Annotated in this window: 20 protein-coding genes; 8 read left to right on the top strand and 12 right to left on the bottom strand. The window is 68.9% G+C overall.

The window, feature by feature from the left end:
- Nucleotides 1-110 precede the first annotated feature (110 nt).
- Complete coding sequence (locus AC07SQ_RS23155) at nt 111-1,301, bottom strand: MFS transporter (protein ID WP_492678251.1); 1,191 nt, start codon at nt 1,299-1,301, stop codon at nt 111-113.
- Nucleotides 1,302-1,409: 108 nt separating this feature from the next.
- Between AC07SQ_RS23155 and AC07SQ_RS23160 the strand changes: the two genes are divergently transcribed.
- The gene (locus AC07SQ_RS23160; RefSeq protein ID WP_495273023.1) at nt 1,410-2,189 is read left to right on the top strand and encodes an AraC family transcriptional regulator; all 780 of its coding nucleotides are present in this window, start codon (nt 1,410-1,412) and stop codon (nt 2,187-2,189) included.
- A 36-nt stretch (nt 2,190-2,225) separates the two neighbouring features.
- Here AC07SQ_RS23160 and AC07SQ_RS23165 read toward each other — a convergent pair whose 3' ends face one another.
- The 4 genes from AC07SQ_RS23165 to denD all read right to left on the bottom strand — a co-directional run bounded on the left by AC07SQ_RS23165 (nt 2,226) and on the right by denD (nt 6,168).
- Nucleotides 2,226-3,518 (bottom strand): TRAP transporter large permease, encoded by a 1,293-nt coding sequence (locus AC07SQ_RS23165; protein WP_062474420.1) that lies wholly within the window; start codon nt 3,516-3,518, stop codon nt 2,226-2,228.
- A 10-nt stretch (nt 3,519-3,528) separates the two neighbouring features.
- A complete protein-coding gene (locus AC07SQ_RS23170) occupies nt 3,529-4,041 on the bottom strand; it encodes a TRAP transporter small permease (RefSeq protein ID WP_062474469.1) in 513 nt (170 codons plus the stop codon).
- Between the two features lie 80 nt (nt 4,042-4,121).
- Entirely contained in the window at nt 4,122-5,096 is a 975-nt protein-coding gene (locus AC07SQ_RS23175; protein WP_139706933.1) for a TRAP transporter substrate-binding protein, read from the bottom strand.
- 55 nt (nt 5,097-5,151) lie between these two features.
- Nucleotides 5,152-6,168 carry a D-erythronate dehydrogenase gene (gene denD / locus AC07SQ_RS23180; RefSeq protein WP_307694020.1) on the bottom strand — a complete coding sequence of 339 codons (1,017 nt, stop codon included), beginning with the start codon at nt 6,166-6,168 and terminating at the stop codon, nt 5,152-5,154.
- Between the two features lie 65 nt (nt 6,169-6,233).
- On the opposite strand from denD, the gene AC07SQ_RS23185 reads away from it, so the two are divergent.
- Nucleotides 6,234-7,295: a hypothetical protein gene (locus AC07SQ_RS23185; protein ID WP_495273024.1), complete on the top strand. Its 1,062-nt coding sequence runs from the start codon at nt 6,234-6,236 to the stop codon at nt 7,293-7,295.
- Between the two features lie 60 nt (nt 7,296-7,355).
- Here the strand turns inward: AC07SQ_RS23185 and AC07SQ_RS23190 are convergent, their stop codons facing one another.
- Entirely contained in the window at nt 7,356-9,059 is a 1,704-nt protein-coding gene (locus tag AC07SQ_RS23190) for an electron transfer flavoprotein-ubiquinone oxidoreductase (RefSeq protein ID WP_062474428.1), read from the bottom strand.
- A 140-nt stretch (nt 9,060-9,199) separates the two neighbouring features.
- Between AC07SQ_RS23190 and AC07SQ_RS23195 the strand changes: the two genes are divergently transcribed.
- The 3 genes from AC07SQ_RS23195 (at nt 9,200) to AC07SQ_RS23205 (ending at nt 11,315) form a co-directional block, all read left to right on the top strand.
- On the top strand, nt 9,200-9,982 hold the full coding sequence (locus AC07SQ_RS23195) for an SDR family oxidoreductase (RefSeq protein ID WP_369647498.1): 783 nt from the start codon (nt 9,200-9,202) through the stop codon (nt 9,980-9,982).
- Nucleotides 9,983-10,059: 77 nt separating this feature from the next.
- On the top strand, nt 10,060-10,896 hold the full coding sequence (locus AC07SQ_RS23200) for a DMT family transporter (protein ID WP_495273025.1): 837 nt from the start codon (nt 10,060-10,062) through the stop codon (nt 10,894-10,896).
- The gene (locus AC07SQ_RS23205; RefSeq protein ID WP_070059373.1) at nt 10,893-11,315 is read left to right on the top strand and encodes an acyl-CoA thioesterase; all 423 of its coding nucleotides are present in this window, start codon (nt 10,893-10,895) and stop codon (nt 11,313-11,315) included. Before AC07SQ_RS23200 ends, AC07SQ_RS23205 begins: the two co-directional genes overlap by 4 nt.
- A gap of 20 nt (nt 11,316-11,335) precedes the next feature.
- Here the strand turns inward: AC07SQ_RS23205 and AC07SQ_RS23210 are convergent, their stop codons facing one another.
- Nucleotides 11,336-12,694, bottom strand: coding sequence for a sensor histidine kinase (locus AC07SQ_RS23210; RefSeq protein ID WP_495273026.1), 1,359 nt, complete (start codon nt 12,692-12,694; stop codon nt 11,336-11,338).
- Nucleotides 12,691-13,365 carry a response regulator gene (locus tag AC07SQ_RS23215; protein ID WP_062474437.1) on the bottom strand — a complete coding sequence of 225 codons (675 nt, stop codon included), beginning with the start codon at nt 13,363-13,365 and terminating at the stop codon, nt 12,691-12,693. The genes AC07SQ_RS23210 and AC07SQ_RS23215 overlap by 4 nt, the downstream gene beginning before the upstream one ends.
- A gap of 138 nt (nt 13,366-13,503) precedes the next feature.
- Between AC07SQ_RS23215 and AC07SQ_RS23220 the strand changes: the two genes are divergently transcribed.
- Genes AC07SQ_RS23220 through AC07SQ_RS23230 form a run of 3 tightly spaced genes read left to right on the top strand, consistent with a single transcriptional unit; the run spans nt 13,504 to nt 16,597 of the window.
- The gene (locus tag AC07SQ_RS23220; protein ID WP_495273027.1) at nt 13,504-14,214 is read left to right on the top strand and encodes a phosphatase PAP2 family protein; all 711 of its coding nucleotides are present in this window, start codon (nt 13,504-13,506) and stop codon (nt 14,212-14,214) included.
- The gene (locus AC07SQ_RS23225; protein ID WP_495273028.1) at nt 14,201-14,776 is read left to right on the top strand and encodes a phosphatase PAP2 family protein; all 576 of its coding nucleotides are present in this window, start codon (nt 14,201-14,203) and stop codon (nt 14,774-14,776) included. Before AC07SQ_RS23220 ends, AC07SQ_RS23225 begins: the two co-directional genes overlap by 14 nt.
- 57 nt (nt 14,777-14,833) lie before the next feature.
- A complete protein-coding gene (locus tag AC07SQ_RS23230) occupies nt 14,834-16,597 on the top strand; it encodes a phosphoethanolamine transferase (RefSeq protein ID WP_495273029.1) in 1,764 nt (587 codons plus the stop codon).
- A gap of 22 nt (nt 16,598-16,619) precedes the next feature.
- On the opposite strand, the gene AC07SQ_RS23235 is transcribed toward AC07SQ_RS23230, so the two are convergent.
- From AC07SQ_RS23235 to eat, 4 genes are read right to left on the bottom strand one after another with little or no spacing between them, the layout of a single operon-like run.
- Entirely contained in the window at nt 16,620-17,201 is a 582-nt protein-coding gene (locus AC07SQ_RS23235) for a peroxidase-related enzyme (protein ID WP_062474448.1), read from the bottom strand.
- The gene (gene eutC / locus AC07SQ_RS23240) at nt 17,198-18,013 is read right to left on the bottom strand and encodes an ethanolamine ammonia-lyase subunit EutC (RefSeq protein ID WP_495273030.1); all 816 of its coding nucleotides are present in this window, start codon (nt 18,011-18,013) and stop codon (nt 17,198-17,200) included. The genes AC07SQ_RS23235 and eutC overlap by 4 nt, the downstream gene beginning before the upstream one ends.
- Nucleotides 18,010-19,404 carry an ethanolamine ammonia-lyase subunit EutB gene (locus AC07SQ_RS23245; RefSeq protein WP_495273031.1) on the bottom strand — a complete coding sequence of 465 codons (1,395 nt, stop codon included), beginning with the start codon at nt 19,402-19,404 and terminating at the stop codon, nt 18,010-18,012. Before AC07SQ_RS23245 ends, eutC begins: the two co-directional genes overlap by 4 nt.
- Before the next feature lie 9 nt (nt 19,405-19,413).
- A complete protein-coding gene (gene eat, locus AC07SQ_RS23250; protein ID WP_390344769.1) occupies nt 19,414-20,820 on the bottom strand; it encodes an ethanolamine permease in 1,407 nt (468 codons plus the stop codon).
- Nucleotides 20,821-20,876 lie beyond the last annotated feature (56 nt).

A 20,876-nucleotide genomic window follows, 5' to 3' on the forward strand; every position in this document is an offset into this window, starting at 1 on the left:
CACAGGCCACCGGGTACTTCCCTCCGCGAATGTCCCCCGCCTTCGGCTCCTCCTTGATTTCGCTGCGGGAAGCACCCGGTGCCCTGCGCACGAGAGGTGCGGGGTTGAACTCAGGCCGCCGCAGCCTCGCCCGCCATCACCTGCACCGTCCGATTGCGAAGCCGCAAGGCCAGCACGGTTGCGACGCACAGCACGCACAACACCACCGTGAGCGTCACGCCGAGTCCGCGCGCATCCGACAGCAGGCCGAACAGCGGCGACACCAGCCCGCCGACCGAGAGCGCGAGACCGAGCGTGATGCCGCTGGCGGTGGCCGGGTTGCGCGGCAGGTAGTCCTGCGCGAGCGTCACCTGCGCGGCGAAGGGCAGGAACATGCTCATGCCGAGCCACGCGGTGCAGGCCAGCGCCGCGCCGGGCGTGGAGGCGAGCACGAGGCCCGCCATGGCCGGCAGCGCGAGCAGGTAGCCGCAGCGGATCGTGCCCATGCGCCCGATGCGGTCGCCGAGCCAGCCGCCGGCCAGCGTGCCCACGGCCCCTGCGGCGGTGAAGGCGGTGAGCGCCGCGGCGCCCTGGAAGGTGCTGCCGTGCAGGTCGCGCGTGATGCGCAGCGAGAGCATCGACAGCACCGTGACGTACGGGATCGACCAGCCCACGATGGTCGCCACCAGCAGGCTGAAGGCGCGCCAGTCGTTGTGCGGCTTGAGCACCTGGGCGCGGGCCTGCGCGGCCCGCGCCGCGGTGGCCGCGTGGTGGGCGGCCGCGCTGCGCCGTGCATTCGCCGCGACCCACACCACGCCCATCGCCACTGCGGGAATGCCCAGCAGGTAGCTGCGCGACAGGCTGCCGCCGCCGACCACCGTGGCCGCCAGCACGGGCGCGAACGAGGCGCCGATGGTGCCGCCCACCGAGAACACGCTCATCGCCTTCTGCGAGGCGCCGCCGGCCGCGCGCGCGGCCACGGTGGCGGGCGGGTGGTAGGCCGCGATGCCCAGCCCGCACAGCGCGACCGCGATCCAGGTCAGCAGGTAGCTCTGGCTCAGGCCCGCCAGCACCACGCCCAGCGCCGCCACCAGGAAGCCCACGGGCACCAGCCAGGCGCGCGGGTGGCGGTCGGCGTACAGGCCGAACAGCGGCTGCACCACGCTCGACAGTCCGGTGGCCGCCAGCATCAGGCCGCTCACGGCTGTGTAGCTGTAGCCGCGCTCCAGCACCATGAAGGGCAGCAGCGCGGGCACGAGGCCCTGGTAGAGGTCGTTGACGGCATGGGTGCCGGTGAGCAGCCCGAGTCGGCGCGTGTTCATGCGATGGCTTCTTTCTTCGATGTCCGGTTTGAGAAAAAGGGAGGAAAAGCCATCGTAGGAAGACACGGAAAGATGTTCTCGCTACGAATGTGCAAACATCGTCGTGAAATGGACAAACTGAATCTGCGCCCCGACGAGGGCGAATCGACCCCGCGCGCCGTGGCCGTGCTGGCCACCGATCCGGCGGGCGACGCCTTCATTCCGCCGCATGCGCACCGGCGCGGGCAACTCATCCACGCGATTTCGGGCGTGATGATGGTCGGCGCCGCGGCCGGCAGCTGGGTGGTGCCGCCGGGGCGCGGCGTCTGGGTGCCACCGGGCATGACGCACCAGATCCGCATGGCGGGCGAGGTGAAGATGCGCACGGTCTTCGTCGAGCCTGGCACGCGCGCCGACCTGGGCGCCGAGTGCCGCGTGATCCATGTGGGCGCGTTGCTGCGTGAGCTGATCGTGGCGGCCGTGTCGCTGCCGCTGGACTACGCGCCGGGCGGGCGCGATGAGCGCGTGATGGAGCTGATCCTCGACGAGATCGAGGCCGCGCCCGCGCTGTCGCTGCATGTGCCGATGCCGCGCCACGCGCGCCTGGCCGCGCTGTGCGAGGCGCTGATCCGCGACCCCGCGCAGCCCGCCACGCTCGACAGCTGGGCCGCGCGGCTGCACATGAATGCGCGCACGCTGGCGCGGTTGTTCGAACGCGAGACCGGCATGACCTTCGGCGCGTGGTGCCGCCAGGCACGGCTGCTGCTGAGCCTGCCGCGGCTGGCCGCGGGCGCGTCGATCCTGGAGGTGGCGCTGGCGCACGGCTACGAGAGCCCGAGCGCCTTCACCGCGATGTTCCGCCGCACGCTCGGCGTGCCGCCGAGCCAGTACCTGCACCCGCCGGCCTGAGGCGAGTGGGGGTGCGGGCGGTAGCGGCCTGCGCCGCTACTTGAACCCGAGCGCGCGCGGCAGCCAGGTGCTGAGCATCGGCACGAAGGTCAGCAGCATCAGCACCGCGCCGTGCGCCCACAGGAAGGGCACCAGTTCCTTCACCAGCGCCGACATCGGCACCTTCGACACGTTGCAGGTCACGAACAGCAGCCCGCCCACCGGCGGCGTGATCATGCCCAGCGTGAGGTTGAAGATCACGATCATCGCGAAGTGCACCGGGTCGACGCCCAGCTTGATCGCCACCGGCGCCAAGATCGGTGCCAGCACCATCACGCCCGGCAGCGGCTCGATGAAGATGCCGAACAGGAGCAGGAACACGTTGACGATGATCAGGAACATCCACGGCGAGAGGTTCATGCTGATGAGCCATTCGGCCATCTGCTGCGGAATGCCCTCGATGGTCAGCACCCACGCGAACGAGGCCGACAACCCGATGATGATCAGCACCGACGCCGACAGCAGGGCCGAGCGCGACAGGATGTCGGGCAGCATCTTCCACTCGAGCGTGCGGTAGATGAACTTGCCGCACACCAGCGCGTAGAACACCGCCACCACCGAGGCTTCGGTGGGCGTGAACCAGCCGGCGCGCATGCCGCCCAGGATGACCACCGGCAGCAGGATGGCGGGAATCGCCTTCCACGTCGTGATGAGGATCTCGCGCAGCGGCGGCGTCTGGCCGTCGCCCTTGTAGTTGCGCTTCTTCGAGACGTAGAAGTTCACCACGCACATCGCCACCGCGATCAGGATGCCCGGCACGATGCCGGCCACGAACAGCTGGCCGACCGACACGGTCTCATCCTGCAGCGCGTAGATGATCATGATGATCGAGGGCGGAATGATCGGCCCCACGATGGCCGTGGAGGCCGTCAGCGCCGCCGCGTACGAGCGGTCGTAGCCGGCCTTGTCCATCATCTTGATGAGCATCGAGCCGGGGCCGGCCGCGTCGGCCAGCGCCGAGCCCGAGATGCCCGAGAAGAAGGTCAGCGACACCACGTTGGTGTAGCCCAGCCCGCCGCGGCGGTGGCCGACGAACTGGCCCGCGAAGCGCAGCAGCACCTCGGTGAGCGAGCCGCCGCTCATGAGCTCGGCGGCCAGGATGAAGAAGGGCACGGCCATCAGCGGAAAGCTGTCGATGCCGGTGAAGGTTTCCTTCAGCAGCACCATCAGCGGATAGCTTTCCGCGAGGATCAGGGTGGCGGCCGTGGCCAGGCCCAGCGCGAAGGCCACGGGCACGCCGATGGCCAGGAACACGCAGGCGGAGACGATCAGGACAATGCTGGCATCCATGGTCTTCTCCTTACAGCGAGGCCGACGCGTTGGCGTCGAAATGCGCGTCCGACGCGAACTCGCGGTTCAGCACGTAGCCGCGCACCACCAGCAGCCAGTGCACGATCAGCAGCACGCCGCCGATCAGCATCGCGCTGTAGATGTAGGCGAACGGAATCTGCGTCACGGCGGTGAGCTGGAACATCGTGCGCTCCATGTAGAGCCAGCCGTACCAGACCATGAAGCCGAAGAAGGCGAACAGCAGCCCGGCCACCACGATGCGCACCGCCACGGCCGCGGGCCGGGGCAGGGCGTCCTGCAGGTTCTCGACGGCGATGTGGCCGCCGTAGCGCAGCACCGGTCCGGCGCCCAGGAAGGTGAGCCAGATCATCATGTGGCGCGACACTTCTTCGGCCCATTCGATCGACTGGTTCGTGGTGTAGCGCAGCACGACGTTGGTGAAGATGATGACGGACATGGCCGCCAGCAGGAGGATCAGCGCCCACCGGTTGGCGGCGAGAAAGTAGCGCTCGAAGGCTTGCACGTTGTGGTTCTCTGTGGTGTCGGAAATGCGAAGCGCCCGGCACACTGAGGCGGGCCGGGCGCGGTCGGGGCGGAGCGGTCTTACTTGACGTCCGTGATCTTCTTGATGTTGTCGGCGCCGAATTCCTTGGCGTAGCCCACGTAGGCCGGCTTCAGGGCTTCGCGGAAGGCCGCGCCGTCGACGGTGCGCGTGACCTTCATGCCGTCTTTCTCAAGCTGGGCGATGCCGTTGTTCTCGTCGTCGTTGACCTTCTTGCGCTGTGCGATCGACGCCTTCTTCGCTGCTTCGGTGAACACCTTCTTGTCGGCGTCCGACAGCTTGTTCCACACCTTGGGCGACAGCAGCAGCAGCGCCGGCGAGTAGACGTGGCCGGTGAGCGACAGGTGCTTTTGCACCTGCGAGAACTTCGAGGACAGGATCACCGGAATCGGGTTTTCCTGGCCGTCGACCGTGCCTTGCTGCAGCGCGCCGAAGAGTTCGGGGAAGGCCATCGGCGTGGGCAGGATGCCGAAGGTGCGGTAGCCGTCCATGTGCACCTTGTTTTCCATGGTGCGCATCTTCAGGCCGGCCGCGTCGGTGGGCTTGACGATGTCGCGCTTGCTGTTCGTCATGTGGCGGAAGCCGTTTTCGGTCCAGGCCAGCGCGATGATGCCCTTGCTCGGGAACTTGGTCAGGATGTCCTGGCCGATGGGGCCGTCCATGACCTTGCGGGCGTGGTCGTAGTCGCGGAACAGGAAGGGGATGTCGACGATCTTGACCTCGGGCACGAAGTTGCCCACGGGGCCGGTCGAGGTGTTCAGCAGGTCTTGCGTGCCGAGCTGGATCGCTTCGATCTGCTCGCGCTCGCCGCCCAGCGCCGAGTTGGCGAAGTGCTGGCACTTGAAGCGGTTCTGGGTGTTCTTCTCGACCTCTTCGCAGAACACGGTGGAGCCCACGCCGTAATGCGATTCCTTGGACGTCGCATAGCCGATCTTGAGAACGGTGGGTTGCTGCGCGAGGGCGGCGCTGCCCAGGGCGAGCGAAAGGCAGGCGGCGGCGATGTGGCCGAATTTCATGGTGTCTCCGGGGAGTTGGGGGTCGAAAGCGCGTCAGGCGCAGGTCAGGAAATGACTATGCACCAATAACCAGTTTGACCGCGTCGGGACTTTCACGGACGTAGGCGCGGATCACCGCGTCGAAGCTCTCGTCGGCCGTGAGCCCGAGGGCCCGTGCGCGCGGCGTGTCGAAGCGCCCGGGCCAGGTTTTCACGATGCGGCGGATGGCGGCGTCGGGCGTGCGGTCGAGCAGGTCGGTGGCGGCGCGGCCGGCCACGCGTTCGAGCGCGGCGGCCATTTCGCCGACGGTCGTGGCCAGCGAGGGCAGGTTGAGCGCGGTGCGCGGGCCCCAGTCGGCGTCGCTCGCTTCGGCGGCGCGCACGATGCCTTCGATGGTCCGGGCCGGCGAGGCGATGGCCACGGGCGTCTCGTCAGGCACCGGGCAGGCCGCGCGCAGGCCGGCGAGCGGCTCGCGGATCATGCCGCTGAAGAAGCCCGAGGCCGCGCCGTTCGGTTGGCCGGGGCGCACGCTCACCGTCATGAGGCGCACGCTGCGCCCCTGCACGAAGCCCTTGCGCGTGTAATCGGCCACCAATTGCTCGCCGATGAATTTCTGGATGCCGTAGCTGGTCTGCGGCGTGGGCAGCGTGTGGTCGTCGATGAGCGCGGGCAGCGGCTGTTCGGGCGAATCGCCGAACACGGCGAGCGAGCTGGAGAACACCAGCACCGGGCGCGTGCCGAGCGCGCGCAGCTTCTCGAGCAGGCCGTGCGTGGCGGCGAAGTTGCTGCGCATGCCCAGGTCGAAGTCGGCCTCGCATTCGCCGCTGACGGCGGCCGCGAGGTGGAACACCGCGTCGGCCTCGCGCCAGAAGGTGGCGCCGTCGTCGGCCAGCTGGGCGTTGAGGTCGCCGGTGGCGGCCGCGATGCGCGCGTTGGCCGCGAGGTCGGGCGGCGGCGGGGCGCGGTCGACCAGCGTGATGCGCGCGATGTCGCGGGCGGGCGCGCCGGCGAGCGAGAGCTGGCCCAGGGCCAGGAGGGTGCGTGCCAGGCGCGCGCCGAGAAAGCCGGCGCCGCCGGTGATGACGATGTGCATGGGGTCCTGTCTCCTTGTGTCCTTGTGTCGCGAGGATAGCGTCGGTGGTATCGCACAATTTGCGCATGCCCATGCTGCCTCCCGATCTCCTCGCCACCCTGCGTTTGCCTGTGCTGCAGGACGCCGACCTCGACACCCAGGCTTCCTTCTTCAAGCGGCCGGAGGTCCGTGCGCTCTACTTCGAGGTGGTGGAAGGCTCGGCGAAGGACGAGGTGCTGCGGGCTGCCATCGCGCGGCTCGGCGAGCTGCATCCGCACCGGGCCGCGTTGCTGGCGGTGTTCTGCGGCGCGCTGGTCGAGAACGGCGCCGATCCGCAGCTCATGTTCGACGCCGTGCGGCAGCTGGCGGGGCGCCTGCTGGCGTCGTTGGCGCCTTACTGCGCGGCGCAGCCGTACGAACCCGATGAGGACGACGAAGAACCGCAGGACGAGGCAGAACTTGCCGCCTGGCAGGCCGCCGAAGCGGCGCTCGCTGCGCTGTCGCCGCAGGCGCGTTTCGAGGTCGATGCGCTGCAGCGCGCGGTCGACCTGCTGGTGCTGCCGCTCATGACCATGGTGGTGCGCGATGTGCGCAATCACCAGTCGCTGGTGACGGACGCAGGCCTGCTCGCGCACGTCGAGGCGATGTACGCCAACGACTCGCTGCCCTTCGAGGCCTTGCACTTCCTGCGTGCCGCGGCCCAGCTGTCGTACGAGGACGAACTGGTGGTCCTGCTGCCGGCGTCGCGCGCGGGCATGGTCGTTCGCGCCCAGGGCATCAACAACAACTTCCACGCCTTCTCGCTGCTGCAGGACCTGATGGAAACGCACGCCCAGACGCTAGGCATCCGGCAGCCGCCGCGCACACGCCGCGACGAGGACAGCGACGCCGCCGCCTTCCTCTGGCTGCAGGCAACGGCCTTCGCCAACGGCGAGCTGGTGGACCGCATGGCGTGGTCCTGGGGCGAAGGCACGCTGCGCGAGAACGCGCGCCGGCAGGGGCGGCTGGTGCTCGTCGCGCTGGAGACGGACGACAAGCCCGCGCGCGGCTGGAACGGATTCACTCACGTGCTGCACGCCGAGCAGAATCCGCAGGTGTCGCTGGTGCACTTCCTCACGCCCGACGAGGTCGCTGCGTACCTCGCCTGAAGCGCCATGAAAAAAGCCCTCCGAAGAGGGCTTTTCGAGGCGTCTTGAGGACGGGGCGTCTTACATGCCCACGTAGTTCGGGCCGCCGCCGCCTTCGGGCGTGACCCAGACGATGTTCTGCGTCGGGTCCTTGATGTCGCAGGTCTTGCAGTGCACGCAGTTCTGCGCGTTGATCTGCAGTCGCTCCTTGCCGGCGCTGGCTTCGTCGGGCACGAACTCGTACACGCCGGCCGGGCAGTAGCGGCTTTCGGGGCCGGCGAACTTGGCGAGGTTGACGTTGACCGGCACCGACGCGTCCTTCAGCGTCAGGTGGGCGGGTTGCTGCTCTTCATGGTTCGTGTTGCTGATGAACACGCTGGAGAGGCGGTCGAAGGTGAGCTTGCCGTCCGGCTTCGGATAGACGATGGGCTTGCACTCGGCGGCCGGCTTCAGGTACTGGTGGTCGGGCTTGTTGCGGCGCAGGGTCCATGGGATGTGGCCCTTGAGCAGCCATTGCTCGACGCCGTTCATGACCGTGGCGATGCCCAGGCCCTTCTTGAACCAGGCCTTGAAGTTGCGCGCCTTGTTCAGCTCGGTGTAGAGCCAGCTCTTCTCGAACGCGGCGGGGTAGGCCGTGAGTTCGTCGTGCTGGCGGCCGGCCATGACCGCGTCGAACGCGGCTTCGGCGCACAGCATGCCGGTCTTGATGGCGGCGTGGCTGCCCTTGATGCGGCTCACGTTCAGGTAGCCGGCCTCGCAGCCGACCAGCGCGCCGCCCGGGAACACCGTCTTGGGCAGCGACATCAGGCCGCCGGCCGTGATGGCGCGTGCGCCGTAGCCGATGCGCTTGGCGGGCTTGATGCCCTTGGCCTCGTCGCCCTCGAGGTACCAGCGGATGTTGGGGTGCAGCTTCCAGCGCTGCATTTCCTCGAACGGGCTCAGGTACGGGTTGCTGTAGTCCAGGCCCGTGATGAAGCCCATCGTGACCTTGTTGTCCTCCATGTGATAGAGGAACGCGCCGCCGTAGGTGTTGTTGTCCATCGGCCAGCCGGCCGTGTGCAGCACGAAGCCGGGCTGGTGGCGCTTGGGATCGATTTCCCAGACTTCCTTGACGCCCAGGCCGTAGGTCTGCGGGTCGCGGCCTTCGTCGAGCTTGAACTTGGCGATCAGCTGGCGGCCCAGGTGGCCGCGCGCGCCTTCGGCGAACACCGTGTACTTGCCCAGCAGTTCCATGCCGAGCTGGAAGTTCTCGGTGGGTTCGCCGTCCTTGCCCACGCCCATGTTGCCGGTGGCCACGCCGCGCACCGAGCCGTTCTCGTTGTAGAGCACTTCGGCGGCCGGGAAGCCCGGGAAGATTTCCACGCCGAGGTTCTCGGCCTGCTGCGCCAGCCATTTGGTGAAGGCACCCAGGCTGATGATGTAGTTGCCGTGGTTCTGGAAGCAGGCCGGCAGGAAGGCGTTGGGCGTGCGCAGGCCCGACTTTTCGCTCAGGAACACCATGGCGTCGTCGGTCACGGGCTGGTTCAGCGGGGCGCCGAGTTCCTCCCAGTCGGGCAGCAATTCGTTGAGCGCGCGCGGGTCCATGATGGCGCCCGACAGGATGTGCGCGCCGGGCTCGGAACCCTTCTCGAGCACCACGACGGAGATTTCCTTCTCCTGCTGGGCGGCGAGCTGCTTGAGGCGGATCGCGGTCGAGAGGCCGGCGGGGCCGCCGCCGACCACGACCACGTCGTATTCCATGGCTTCGCGAGGGCCGAACTGGGCGAGGATTTCGTCGTGCGTCATGTGGGTTGGGTCGATAATGATTTTTAGAGGCGCGGGGGCGTCCCGGTTCGCCGGGCATTTTATGCGGCGTCCGGCGGAGGCCTTGTCGCCGGCAGGCGAGGCGCCTTGCGTCACCTGCGCGACTCCACAGGATTCAGCTCATGGCTTACAGCATCGATCTCTCCGGCCGCGTGGCTTTCGTCACCGGCGCCTCCAGCGGACTGGGCGCCCAGTTCGCCAAGACACTGGCCCGTGCCGGCGCCGCCGTGGTGCTGGCCAGCCGCCGCGTCGAGAAGCTCAAGGAGCTGCGCGCGCGCATCGAAGGCGAGGGCCATGACGCCCACGTGGTCGAGCTCGACGTGACCGACATCGGCAGCATCAAGGCCGCCGTGGCGCGCGCCGAGACCGAGGTGGGGCCCATCGACATCCTGGTCAACAACTCGGGCGTGAGCGCCACGCAGCGCCTGCAGGACGTCACGCCCGAGGACTACGACTACATCTTCGACACCAACGTGAAGGGCTCCTTCTTCGTCGCGCAGGAGGTCGGCAAGCGCATGCTGGCGCGCGCCCAGGGCAAGGCGCCGGGCACCTACATCGGCGGACGCATCATCAACATCGCGTCGTCAGCGGCGCTGAAGGTCATGCCGCAGATCGGCACCTACTGCATGAGCAAGGCCACCGTGGTGCAGATGACCAAGGCCATGGCGCTCGAATGGGGCCGCTTCGGCATCAACGTGAACGCGCTGTGCCCGGGCTACATCACGACCGAGCTCAACGAGGAGCACTGGAGCACCGAGGGCGGCGCCAAGCTGGTCAACATGCTGCCGCGCAAGCGCGTGGGCAAGCCCGAAGACCTCGACGGCCTGATCGTGCTGCTGGCCAGTGGCGAGAGCCATTTCGTGAACGGCGCCGTCATCGCTGCCGACGACGGGTTCGCGATCTGAGCCCCCGAGCCTGGATCGGCATTGCCGCCGGCCTGGGCGCGGGCGCGCTCTGGGGCCTGGTGTTCGTGGCGCCGCGCATGGTCGGCCACTTCGGCATGGTCGACATCACGGCGGCGCGCTTCGCGGTGTTCGGCGCGGTGTCGGCGCTGGCGGTGTTCGCGCGGCCCGCGGCCGTGCGCTGGCCCACGGGCCGGCAGGCGCTGGCGGCGCTCGGCCTGAGCGTGCTGGGCTTCAGCGGCTACTACCTGCTGCTGGCCTTCGGCATCGCGGCGGCGGGCACCGAGGTGCCCAGCCTCATCATCGGCACCATTCCCGTCTGGATGATGCTGCTGGGCCGGCCCGCGGGCCTGCACATGCGGGCCTTGCTGCCCGGCCTGCTGCTCACGGGCGCGGGCATCGCGCTGATGATCTGGGGCGCGTGGTCGGCGCAGCACGGCGCGGGTGGTGGTGGCGGCGGTGCGCGCTTCGGGTGGGGCATCGCGCTGGCGCTGTGTTCGATGGTGAGCTGGACGGTCTACGGCCTGCTCAACGCTGCCTGGTTGCAACGGCACCGCGAGGTGCATGCGGCCGACTGGGCCAACTGGCTGGGCATCGCCACCGGCCTCGGGGCCTTGCTGCTGTGGGCGGTGGCGGGCAGCGATGTCGCCACGCTGCGGTCGCAGCCCGACGGCATGCTCTTCATCTGGATCGCGCTGGCGAGCGGCTTCGGCTCGTCGTGGTTCGCGACCATTCTCTGGAACGTCGCAAGCCAGCGCCTCTCGGCCAGCCTGTGCGGCCAGCTCATCGTGAGCGAGACGCTGTTCGCCTTGCTCTATTCCTTCCTCTGGGACGGCCGCTGGCCGCAGGCCACCGAATGGGTGGCGGCGGCGCTGTTCGTCCTGGGCATCCTCGCATCCATCAAGGCCCACCGATGAGAATCGAAATCCCCGAAAAGAAGAAGCTCGTGTACGAGATGTCGATCCCCATCCGCTGGGGCGACATGGACGCCATGGGCCACCTGAACAACGGCACCTACTTCCGCTACCTCGAGACGGCGCGCATCGACTGGATCCGCTCGCTCGGCGTCGAGCCCACGCCGGGCGGCGAGGGCATGGTGATCGTCAATGCCTTCTGCAACTTCTACCGGCAGATCGAGTACCCGGGCAACGTGCGGATCAAGATGTACGTGAGCGACCCGGGGCGCACCACCTTCGAAAGCTGGGCCACCATGGTCCGCGAGGACGCGCCCGACGTGCTCTGCGCGGCCGGCGGCGCCACCACCATCTGGGTCGACTTTCCGAAGCAGAAGGCGCTGGCGCTGCCCGACTGGCTGCGCGAGATCGTCAGCGACTGAAAGCGCGCTGACGAAAAATCTCAGGCCGGGCGCAGCACGATGCGCGCCTCGAAGCCGCGTGCCATGCCGGGCGGTGGCGAGGCCAGTTCCAGCGTCGCGTTGTGCTTCTCGACGATGGTGCCCACGATCGACATGCCCAGGCCGTAGCCGGCCCGGTCCGAGCCGTGGCGCACATGGCGCTGGTGCAGCGACTGCAGCTGTTCGGGGCTGACACCCGGGCCGGCATCGCGCACCACCAGCACGCAGGGCGCCGCGACCTCGATCGTCACGCGGCCGTCGCCGCTGTAGCGCAGCGCGTTCTCCACGAGGTTGCGCAGCGCGATCGCCAGCGCATCGACGTCGCCGAAGGCCACCGGCGCCGCGCTGTCGGGCACCTTGAGCTTCAGGCGCTCGTTGATCTGCGGGTCTTGCCAGAACTCCTGTGCCACCGTGCCCGCCAGTTGCACCAGGTCGACCCGCGCCCGCGCGAGCGAGGCGCCCGATTCGGCGCGCGACAGCTGCAGCAGTTTTTCGGCGCGGTGGCTCAGCATCTGCAGCGCCTGCAGCGCGCCTTCGACGTCGGTGCGCTTCAGGTCGTGGTCGAGCGCGGTCTGTAGCCGCAGCCGCGCGGCGGCCAGCGGCGTGCGCAGTTCGTGCGCGGCATTGGCGGCCAGCGCGCGCTCCACGTCGAGCGACTGCGACAGCCGCTGCAGCAGCCGGTTGACATGGTCGCCCACTGCGCGCAGCTCCTGCGGCAGGCCGGGCAGGGTGATGGGGCGCAGGTCCGCGCCGTTGCGCTTCTCGATCTCGGCGGCCAGTTGCTGCAGCACGCGCAGCTCGGTGCGTGCCACCCGGCGCAGCACCAGCGCCAGCAACGGCAGCACCGCGCCGAGCGGAATGATGAGGCCGAACAGCGTGCGGTTCAGCGCGCGGCGGCGTTCGTCCAGCGGGTCGGCCACCTGGAAGTACAGGCCCAGCGTGGGGTGGCGCACGGTGTAGATGCGCCAGGTCTGGTTGTTGGCGAAGCCCGCGGCCAGCGGCACATCGAAGGCGTCGTCGGGCGCTTCGGCCGAGCGCAGCAGCACGTGCTCGTGCACGTCGACCACCTGGTACATCACGGCGTCTTCGGAGAACAGCTGCTTGGGCGCGATCAGCGGCGTGTCCTGCTTGCCGCTTTCATGGCGCAGGCGCAGCTTCTCGAGCTCCTGCACCGCCATGTCGAACATGCGGTGCGACACCTCCACCAGCTCGTTGTCGAAGTTGTGGTTGATCTCGCGGTCCACGTACCAGACCACGGCGAGCACGCACAGCAGCCACACGCCGCCGACCCACAGGATCAGCGTGCGCGTGAGGCGCCCGGCCAGCGAATCGCGGCGATTGCGCAGCAAGGCGCTGGTCATTCCTCGTCGTCCGCCGAGAACGACAGCCGGTAACCCAGGCCGCGCAGCGTCTGGATGTGGCTGCGCCCGAGCTTGCGCCGCAGCCGGCTGATGAACACCTCGAGCGTGTTGCTGTCGGCCTCGTCGCCGAAGCCGTACAGCGCGTCGGCCAGGTTGTCGCGCGTGTGGATGCGCTCGGGCCGCGTGGCCATCACGCGCAGCAGGGCCCATTCCTTCTGCGTGAGCACGACGGGCACGCCGTCCTTGCGCACGCGGTCGTGGGCCAGGTCGATCTCCAGCGTGCCCAGCTGCAGCACCGGCGAGGTGTTGGCGCTGCGCCGGCGTTCCACGGCGCGCAGCCGCGCGAGCAGCTCGGCCGGGTCGTAGGGCTTGATGAGGTAGTCGTCGGCGCCGGCGTCGAGGCCGCGGATGCGGTCGGTGACCTGGTCGCGCGCCGTGAGCACGATGACGATGGGCGGCTCGCGCAGCGCGCGCACCTGCGGCAGCAAAGAGAGGCCGTCGCCGTCGCCCAGGTGCAGGTCGAGCAGCACCGCCGCGTACTGCACCGAGAGCAAGGCGCCGCGCGCCTCGGCCAGGCTGGGGGCCACGTCGACGACGAACGCCTTGGCGACGAGGTAGCTGCAGACCGCGTCTGCCAACGAACTGTCATCTTCGACCAGCAAGATTCGCACGCGGTGGCCCTTACAAAAACTCGAAGTCTAGCGCCGCCCCTCTGGCGATCGCGTCAGGAATCGTTCAGGTCGCTTCAGACTGGGTTCATCCCGCGTGCGTAGGCTCGCGCCAGTCTGTTCCGAGGCCTGTTTTTCTTCATGACCCGTCGTACCCCGCATCTCCGTCTCGGAGCCCTGACCTTGCTTGCCCTGGCCCTGCTGATGATCTGGGACGCCCTTGGCGGCGACCTGCCGCTGGCCCGCCTGGCCGGCACGCCGATGGGCTTTCCCTGGCGCGAGAACCCCTTCCTGGTCCACGTGATGCACGAGGGCGCGAGAAACCTCAGCTGGCTGCTGGTGATCGGCCTGTTCGCCGCCATCCGCTGGCCCGTGGGCGTGCTGCGGCGCCTGGGCACGGGCGCCCGCGTGCAGCTGGCGCTGACGGTGCTGGCCTCGGTGCTGGCCGTGAGCCTGATCAAACACCTGAGCGACACCAGCTGCCCCTGGGACCTGAAGGAGTTCGGCGGCGTGGCGCGCTATGTGTCGCACTGGGCCTGGGGCCAGGACGACGGCGGGCCGGGCGGCTGTTTCCCGGCCGGCCATGCCTCGGCCGCCTTTGCCTACCTCGGCGGGTATTTCGTGCTGCGGCATGTGGCGCCGCGTGGCGCCATCGTGTGGCTGTGCGTGGCGCTGGTCGCCGGCTTCGCGCTCGGCGTGGCGCAGCAGATGCGCGGCGCGCACTACATGAGCCACACGCTGTGGACCGCCTGGGTCTGCTGGACGGTCGGCTTCCTCATCGAGCTGGTGGCGACGCGCCGCCGCACGTCCCCTCCCATCGAGCGCACCGCGCCCCTGCATGCAAGCCCTTGATTTCGCCCTGTTCAGCTGGATCAACGCCTCGGCCTCCGCGACGGCGTGGAGCCTGCGCTTCGCGATGTTCGCGTCCGACGTGCTGCCGACGCTGCTGGCGCTGTCCATCGCGGCTGCCGCTGCCTTCGATCGCCGCTGGCGCCACGCCTTCTTCACCGCACTCGTCAGCGTGCTCGTCGTTTGGCTGGTGGTGAACGTGTTCCGTTCGGTGCTGCCGTTCCCGCGGCCCGCGTTCTACGGCCTGGGCATCCAGTGGGTGCCGCAGGGGGCGCGCCCGGGCTTCCCCAGCCTGCATGCGGCCGGCACCTTCGCCGCCGCCTTCTCGCTGTGGTGCCTGCCGTGGCGCACGCCCATGCGGCTGGCGCTGGTGGCGGCGGTGGTGGTGGCCTGGAGCCGGCTGTACCTGGGCCTGCATTTCCCGACCGACGTGACGGCCGCCGCGATCCTGGCGGCGCTGGTCTCGATCGTGGTGGAGCGCGGCATCAGCCGCCCCGCCGGCCGCGCGGTGTCGCGCAGCCCGCGCCTGCGTCTGCTGCGCCGCGCGCGCATCGGCCGAGCCTGAATGCGCTCTGAATGAACTGTTCAGGCTCTCTTCAGGCACGCTGCCTACATTGGCGGCATGTCTGTTTCGCGTCTCGACTCCGCGCTCTTGGCGCGTGCTCCCAGCCGATCTGAATCCCGTCCCGCGCCGCTGTCGGATGCGGGCGCCGCCGGCACTTTCTGGCAACGCATCGACCGCTGGATCTCGCAGCCCCGCTCGACGCGGCAGGTGATCGTCTGGCTCAGCCTGTACCTCGGCCTCACCGCCAACTGGCCGCTGCTGAACGACCTGGCCCGCCTGGGCGGTGCGCCCAGCACCTACATGCCGACCATCGCCGCGCTGGGGATGCTCACCTTCTGCGGCACCGTCGCGATGCTGTCGCTCACGGCCTGGTCGCGCTGGATGAAGCCGTTGTGGCTGCTCGTGGTCGTGATCGCCGCGGTGGCGCAGCACTACATGCTCCAGTACCGCGTGGTGATGGACCCGAGCATGATCGCGAACGCGTTCCAGACCGACCCCAACGAAGCGCGCGACCTGCTGAGCGGGCGCATGGCCTTCAACGTGCTCGTGGTCGTGCTGCCCGCGGCCTGGGCGATCTGGCGCGTGCGCATCGTGCCGATGGGGCTGCTGTCGCACGTCTGGCGCAACGCACTGCTGCTGGTGCTGGCCGCCGTCGTGGCGGTGGTCACGGCCGTGGCCATGAACCGGCAGCTCGCGCCGCTGATGCGCAACAACGTGCACCTGCGCTACATGATGAACCCGATCGCCAGCCTGTACTCGGCCGGCGCCGTGGTGCTCAAGCCGATGTTCAAGCGCAGCAGCAAGCTGATCCCGATCACCGCAGGCACGGCGCTCGGCGCGAGCTATGCGGCGCAGAAGCGACCGCCGCTGTTCGTCGTGGTGGTGGGCGAGACCGCGCGTTCCGATCACTTCGGCCTGAACGGCTACGCCCGCGACACCACGCCCGAGCTCGCCAAGCGCAATGTGCTGAGCTACCGCGAGGTGCGATCGTGCGGCACCAACACGCTGGCCTCGGTGCCCTGCATGTTCTCGCCCCTGGGCAAGAGCGGCTACGAGTCGCGCAAGGACGAGTACGAGAACCTCATGGACGTGCTGCAGGCCTCGGGCCTGGCCGTGTTCTGGCTCGACAACCAGGCGGGTTGCAAGGGCGTGTGCGCGCGCATCCCGAACGCCTCGGCCTTCGACGGGCTCGACGCGGCCACCAAGAAGGCCCTGTGCGACGGCGAGGAGTGCCTCGACAACGTGATGCTCAAGGGCCTCGATGAACGCATCGCCGCGCTGCCCGCCGAGCGCCGCGCCAAGGGTGTCGTGCTCGTCATGCACCAGATGGGCAGCCACGGCCCGGCCTACTACAAGCGCTCGGCGCCCGAACTGAAGCGCTTCACGCCCGAGTGCAAGACCAACGCGCTGGCCGAGTGCGCGCATGCCGAGCTTATGAACGTCTACGACAACTCGATCGCGCAGACCGACCACTTCCTCGGCCAGACCATCGACTGGCTCCAGACCCAATCGAAGCAGTACGACACGGCGCTGCTGTACATGAGCGACCACGGCGAGTCGCTGGGCGAGTACGGCCTGTTCCTGCACGGCGTGCCCTACAGCTTCGCGCCCGATGCGCAGAAGCACGTGCCCATGGTCACCTGGTTCGGCGACGGCATGAGCGAGCGCCGCAAGCTCTCGCGCTCGTGCATGGAGGCAGGCCTGGATGCGCCGCTCACGCACGACAACCTCTATCACACGGTGCTGGGCCTCATGGACGTGACCACGCCCACCTACAAGCCCGCGCTCGACGCGCTGGCCTCCTGCCGCGGCAAGGGTTGAGTCCCCCCGCAGCTTCGGCTTCTTACTTCTTCTCGCGCGGCAGCCGGCCCATCAGGAAGAACTCCGGGTTCGGCTGCATGCCGCTGAAGCTGGCCAGGCGGTTGCTCAGGCCGAAGAAGGCGGTGATGGCCGCGATGTCCCAGATGTCCTCGTCGTCGAAGCCGTGCGCGTGCAGCGGCCCGAAGTCGCGGTCATCGATCTCGTGCGAGCGTTCGCAGACCTTCATCGCGAAGTCGAGCATCGCGCGCTGACGCTGCGTGATGTCGGCCTTGCGGTAGTTCACCGCTACCTGGTCGGCCACCAGCGGCTTCTTCTCGTAGATGCGCAGCAGCGCGCCGTGCGCCACCACGCAGTACAGGCATTGATTGACCGCGCTGGTGGCGGTGACGATCATCTCGCGGTCGCCCTTGGTGAGCGAGCCTTCTTCCTTCAGCATCAGCGCGTCGTGGTACGCGAAGAAGGCCCGCCACTCGGCGGGGCGGCGCGCAAGGCCGAGGAACACGTTGGGCACGAAGCCGGCCTTTTCCTGCACGGCAAGAATCGCGGTGCGGATGTCGTCGGGCAGGTCTTTCAGTTCGGCGAGGGGGTAGCGAGGGGCGTTCATCTGCTTGTCTCCTGGGGATCGGTCCCGGGATCATAGGCAACGGCGTCCGGGCTTGCAGCCAGCACCGCCAGGTCGCTCTCGTCCTTGAGCCCCACACCGCTCAACCCCCGGCGCAGCGATTCGCGCACCAGCCACGCAAGCTTGAAGGCGGCCTGCGTGTACGACAGCCCCTCGGGCCGCACGTTCGAGATGCAGTTGCGTTCGGCGTCGTGCCGGCCGCGGCGTGGCGAATGGGTCAGGTAGATGCCGAGGCTGTCGGGCGAGCTCAGGCCCGGGCGCTCGCCGATGAGCATGACCGACAGCACCGCGCCGACCGCTTCGCCCAGTTCGTCGGCCAGCGCCACGCGCGCTTGGCTGGCGATGAACACGGGCGACAGGCGCGTGCCGGGCGGCAACTGCGGGCGCAGTGCTGCAAGCAGGGGCACGGCGTGGCGGGCGACGGCGAGCGAGGAGAGGCCGTCGCCGATCACGAGGCAGACGTCGCAGCCGCCCGCGGGTCGGCCGTCGCGCAGGTGCGCGGCGTCTTCCGCATCGAGCTGGCGGCCCAGGTCGGGGCGGCGCAGGTAGGTGGTGCGGTCGGGCGCGCGGCTGCGCGCGCGGTTCACGTCCCACTGGTCGGCGCGCAGTGCGGCATCGAGCGCGTCGACATCGAGTGCCGCATGGATCGCGTCGCGTGCCATCGCGTGGGCCCAGCCGAAGCGCAGCGTTTCGTCGGTGGGCATGCCGGCACCGGCACGGCCGAGTGCGAGCCGCGCGGGCGTGGCGGCGCGCCATTGCGCCCAGGGGTTGGGGGTGACCGGCGAATCGCTCATGGCGCCAGCGCGGAGAGCCCGCCCATGTCGCTGAGCAGCCGGTTGGCGGTGGGCGGTGCGAGCCGGCCGGTGGTGTCGGTGATCTGCATGCGCTGCAGCCAGGCCTCGAACTCGGGCGCGCGCTTCAGGCCCAGCGTCTCGCGCAGGAAGAGGGCGTCGTGGAACGAGGTGCTCTGGTAGTTGAGCATCACGTCGTCGGCGCCCGGGATGCCCATGATGAAGTTGATGCCCGCCGTGCCCAGCAGCACGAGCAGCGTGTCCATGTCATCCTGGTCGGCTTCGGCGTGGTTGGTGTAGCAGATGTCGCAGCCGATCGGCAGCCCCATCAGCTTGCCGCTGAAGTGGTCTTCGAGCCCGGCGCGGATGATCTGCTTGCCGTCGTACAGGTACTCGGGGCCGATGAAGCCGACCACGGTGTTGATGAGCAGCGGCTGGTAGCGACGCGCCAGCGCATAGGCGCGCACCTCGCAGGTCTGCTGGTCGACGCCGAAATGGGCGTTGGCCGAAAGCGCGCTGCCCTGGCCGGTCTCGAAGTACATGAGGTTGTTGCCGACGGTGCCACGCGCGAGCGACTGCGCCGCGGCGTGGGCCTCGTCGAGCAGCGCGGGCGTCACGCCGAACGAGAGGTTCGCTTTCTCGGTGCCCGCGATCGACTGGAACACGAGATCCACCGGCGCGCCGGCCTCGGCGAGCTTCAGCGTGTTGGTCACGTGCGTGAGCACGCAGCTTTGCGTGGGGATCTCGAAACGCTGGATCACCTCGTTGAGCATGTGCAGCAGGCGCCCGAGCACCGGCAGGCTGTCCGAGACGGGGTTGATGCCGATCACCGCGTCGCCCGCGCCGTAGAGCAGGCCGTCGAGCGTGGAGGCGGCCACGCCGCGCAGGTCGTCGGTGGGGTGGTTGGGTTGCAGGCGCACGGCCAAGTGGCCGGGCAGGCCGATGGTGTCGCGAAAGCGCGTGACCACGTGGCACTTCTTCGCGACCGCGACCAGGTCCTGGTTGCGCATGAGCTTGGACACGGCCGCGACCATCTCGGGTGTGAGGCCCGGTGCCAGCGCGGCGAGTCCGGCGGTGGTGGCCTGCTCGGACAACAGCCAGTTGCGGAAGTCGCCGACCGTGAGGTGCGCGACCGGCGCGAAGGCCTGTGCATCGTGCGTGTCGATGATCAGCCGCGTGATGTTGTCCTGCTCGTAGGGAATCAGCGCCTCGGTGAGGAACTGCTTCAGCGGCGTGTCGGCCAGCACGTGGCGCGCCGCCATGCGCTGCTGCGCGGTGGCCGCGCCGAGGCCCGCGAGGTAGTCGCCCGAGCGCGCGGGGCTGGCGCAGGCGAGCACCTGTCGCAGATCGTCGAAGGCGAAGCCCTGGCCGGCAATGGTGGTGCGGTAGCGCATGTCTGTTTGTCAGGGCGTGGAAGACAACATCGCGTCCGGCGCGGCGGCGTCGCGCTGCGCCGAGGTGAGCAGGAAGTAGCCGTAGGCGGCCGCCATCAGCACGAGGAACAGCACCGTGAGCATCGGGTTGAACCAGACCATCGCGCCCAGGCACACCAGGCCGAGCCCGAGCGCGACGGCCGGGAACAGGGGGTAGAAGGGCGCGCGGTAGGTGCGCAGCAGGTCGGGCTCGGTGCGCCGCAGCTTGAACAGGGCGGCCATCGAGACCAGGTACATCACGATCGCGCCGAGCACGGCCATGGTCACGATGTTGGCCGTGAGCGTCTGTCCGCCGAACTGCACCCACTCGTCGCTGAAGATGGCGGCGATGCCGATCACGCCACCGGCCAGCAGCGCGCGGTGCGGCGTGTCGAAGCGCGGACTCAGGCCGGCGAAGTAGCTCGGCAGATAGCCGGCGCGGGCAAGCGCGAAGATCTGGCGCGAGTAGCCCATCAGAATGCCGTGGAACGAGGCGACCAGGCCGAACAGGCCGATCCACACCAGCATGTGCAGCCAGCCGCTGTTGGCGCCTACCACCGCCTTCATCGCCTGCGGCAGCGGGTCGTTGATGTTCGCGAGCTGGCGCCAGTCGCCCACGCCGCCCGCGAAGATCATCACGCCGAACGCCAGCAGCACCAGCGTGACGATGCCGGTGGTGTAGGCCAGCGGAATCGTGCGGTGCGGATCGCGCGCCTCTTCGGCCGCCATGGCCGCGCCCTCGATCGCCAGGAAGAACCAGATCGCGAACGGGATCGACGCGAAGATGCCCGACACCGCCGCGCCGTTCAGCACATTGCCGCCGGCCCATCCGTTGGCCACGAAGTTCGCCATCGACCAGCCCGGCGCGACCACGCCCATGAACACCAACAGCTCGAAGATCGCGAGCACCGTGACGAACAGCTCGAATGCCGCCGCGATGCCGATGCCGATCCAGTTCAGCCCGATGAAGACCACGTAGGCCCCCACCGCGAACCACTTCGGGTTGATGCCCGGGAACTGCACGTTGAGGTACGCGCCGATCGCCAGCGCGATGGCCGGCGGCGCGAAGACGAATTCGATCAGCGTCGCAAAGCCCGCCACGAAACCGCCGCGCGGCCCGAAGGCGCGCCGCGCATAGGCGAAGGGGCCGCCCGCGTGCGGGATGGCGGTCGAGAGCTCGGTGAAGCTGAAGATGAAGGTCGTGTACATCGTCGCCACCAGCACCGTGGCGACCAGGAAGCCGAGCGTGCCGGCCGTGTTCCAGCCGTAGCTCCAACCAAAGTACTCACCCGAGATGACGAGGCCGACCGCGATGCCCCACAACTGGACGGGACCGAGGACTTTCTTGAGATGACCGGTGCCGGCGACGGGGGCCGGCGGAGCGTCGTTGGAGCGCATGGGGGCTTCCTCTCTGGGCGGATGGTGACAGTGCACCCCTCCCAAAGCAAGGGCCG

This window comes from Variovorax sp. GW821-FHT06D12, from assembly GCF_059419205.1.

Excerpts from the sequence above, each read along its gene's own strand:
- AC07SQ_RS23160 (WP_495273023.1), top strand. The coding sequence starts at position 1,410 with ATGGACAAACTGAATCTGCGCCCCGACGAGGGCGAATCGACCCCGCGC.
- AC07SQ_RS23165 (WP_062474420.1), bottom strand. The coding sequence starts at position 3,518 with ATGGATGCCAGCATTGTCCTGATCGTCTCCGCCTGCGTGTTCCTGGCC.
- eat (WP_390344769.1), bottom strand. The coding sequence starts at position 20,820 with ATGCGCTCCAACGACGCTCCGCCGGCCCCCGTCGCCGGCACCGGTCAT.
- AC07SQ_RS23195 (WP_369647498.1), top strand. The coding sequence starts at position 9,200 with ATGGCTTACAGCATCGATCTCTCCGGCCGCGTGGCTTTCGTCACCGGC.
- AC07SQ_RS23175 (WP_139706933.1), bottom strand. The coding sequence starts at position 5,096 with ATGAAATTCGGCCACATCGCCGCCGCCTGCCTTTCGCTCGCCCTGGGC.
- denD (WP_307694020.1), bottom strand. The coding sequence starts at position 6,168 with ATGCACATCGTCATCACCGGCGGCGCCGGCTTTCTCGGCGCGCGCCTG.
- eutC (WP_495273030.1), bottom strand. The coding sequence starts at position 18,013 with ATGAGCGATTCGCCGGTCACCCCCAACCCCTGGGCGCAATGGCGCGCC.
- AC07SQ_RS23155 (WP_492678251.1), bottom strand. The coding sequence starts at position 1,301 with ATGAACACGCGCCGACTCGGGCTGCTCACCGGCACCCATGCCGTCAAC.
- AC07SQ_RS23245 (WP_495273031.1), bottom strand. The coding sequence starts at position 19,404 with ATGCGCTACCGCACCACCATTGCCGGCCAGGGCTTCGCCTTCGACGAT.
- AC07SQ_RS23235 (WP_062474448.1), bottom strand. The coding sequence starts at position 17,201 with ATGAACGCCCCTCGCTACCCCCTCGCCGAACTGAAAGACCTGCCCGAC.
- AC07SQ_RS23185 (WP_495273024.1), top strand. The coding sequence starts at position 6,234 with ATGCCCATGCTGCCTCCCGATCTCCTCGCCACCCTGCGTTTGCCTGTG.
- AC07SQ_RS23225 (WP_495273028.1), top strand. The coding sequence starts at position 14,201 with ATGCAAGCCCTTGATTTCGCCCTGTTCAGCTGGATCAACGCCTCGGCC.
- AC07SQ_RS23210 (WP_495273026.1), bottom strand. The coding sequence starts at position 12,694 with ATGACCAGCGCCTTGCTGCGCAATCGCCGCGATTCGCTGGCCGGGCGC.
- AC07SQ_RS23190 (WP_062474428.1), bottom strand. The coding sequence starts at position 9,059 with ATGACGCACGACGAAATCCTCGCCCAGTTCGGCCCTCGCGAAGCCATG.
- AC07SQ_RS23220 (WP_495273027.1), top strand. The coding sequence starts at position 13,504 with ATGACCCGTCGTACCCCGCATCTCCGTCTCGGAGCCCTGACCTTGCTT.
- AC07SQ_RS23205 (WP_070059373.1), top strand. The coding sequence starts at position 10,893 with ATGAGAATCGAAATCCCCGAAAAGAAGAAGCTCGTGTACGAGATGTCG.
- AC07SQ_RS23230 (WP_495273029.1), top strand. The coding sequence starts at position 14,834 with ATGTCTGTTTCGCGTCTCGACTCCGCGCTCTTGGCGCGTGCTCCCAGC.
- AC07SQ_RS23200 (WP_495273025.1), top strand. The coding sequence starts at position 10,060 with ATGGTCGGCCACTTCGGCATGGTCGACATCACGGCGGCGCGCTTCGCG.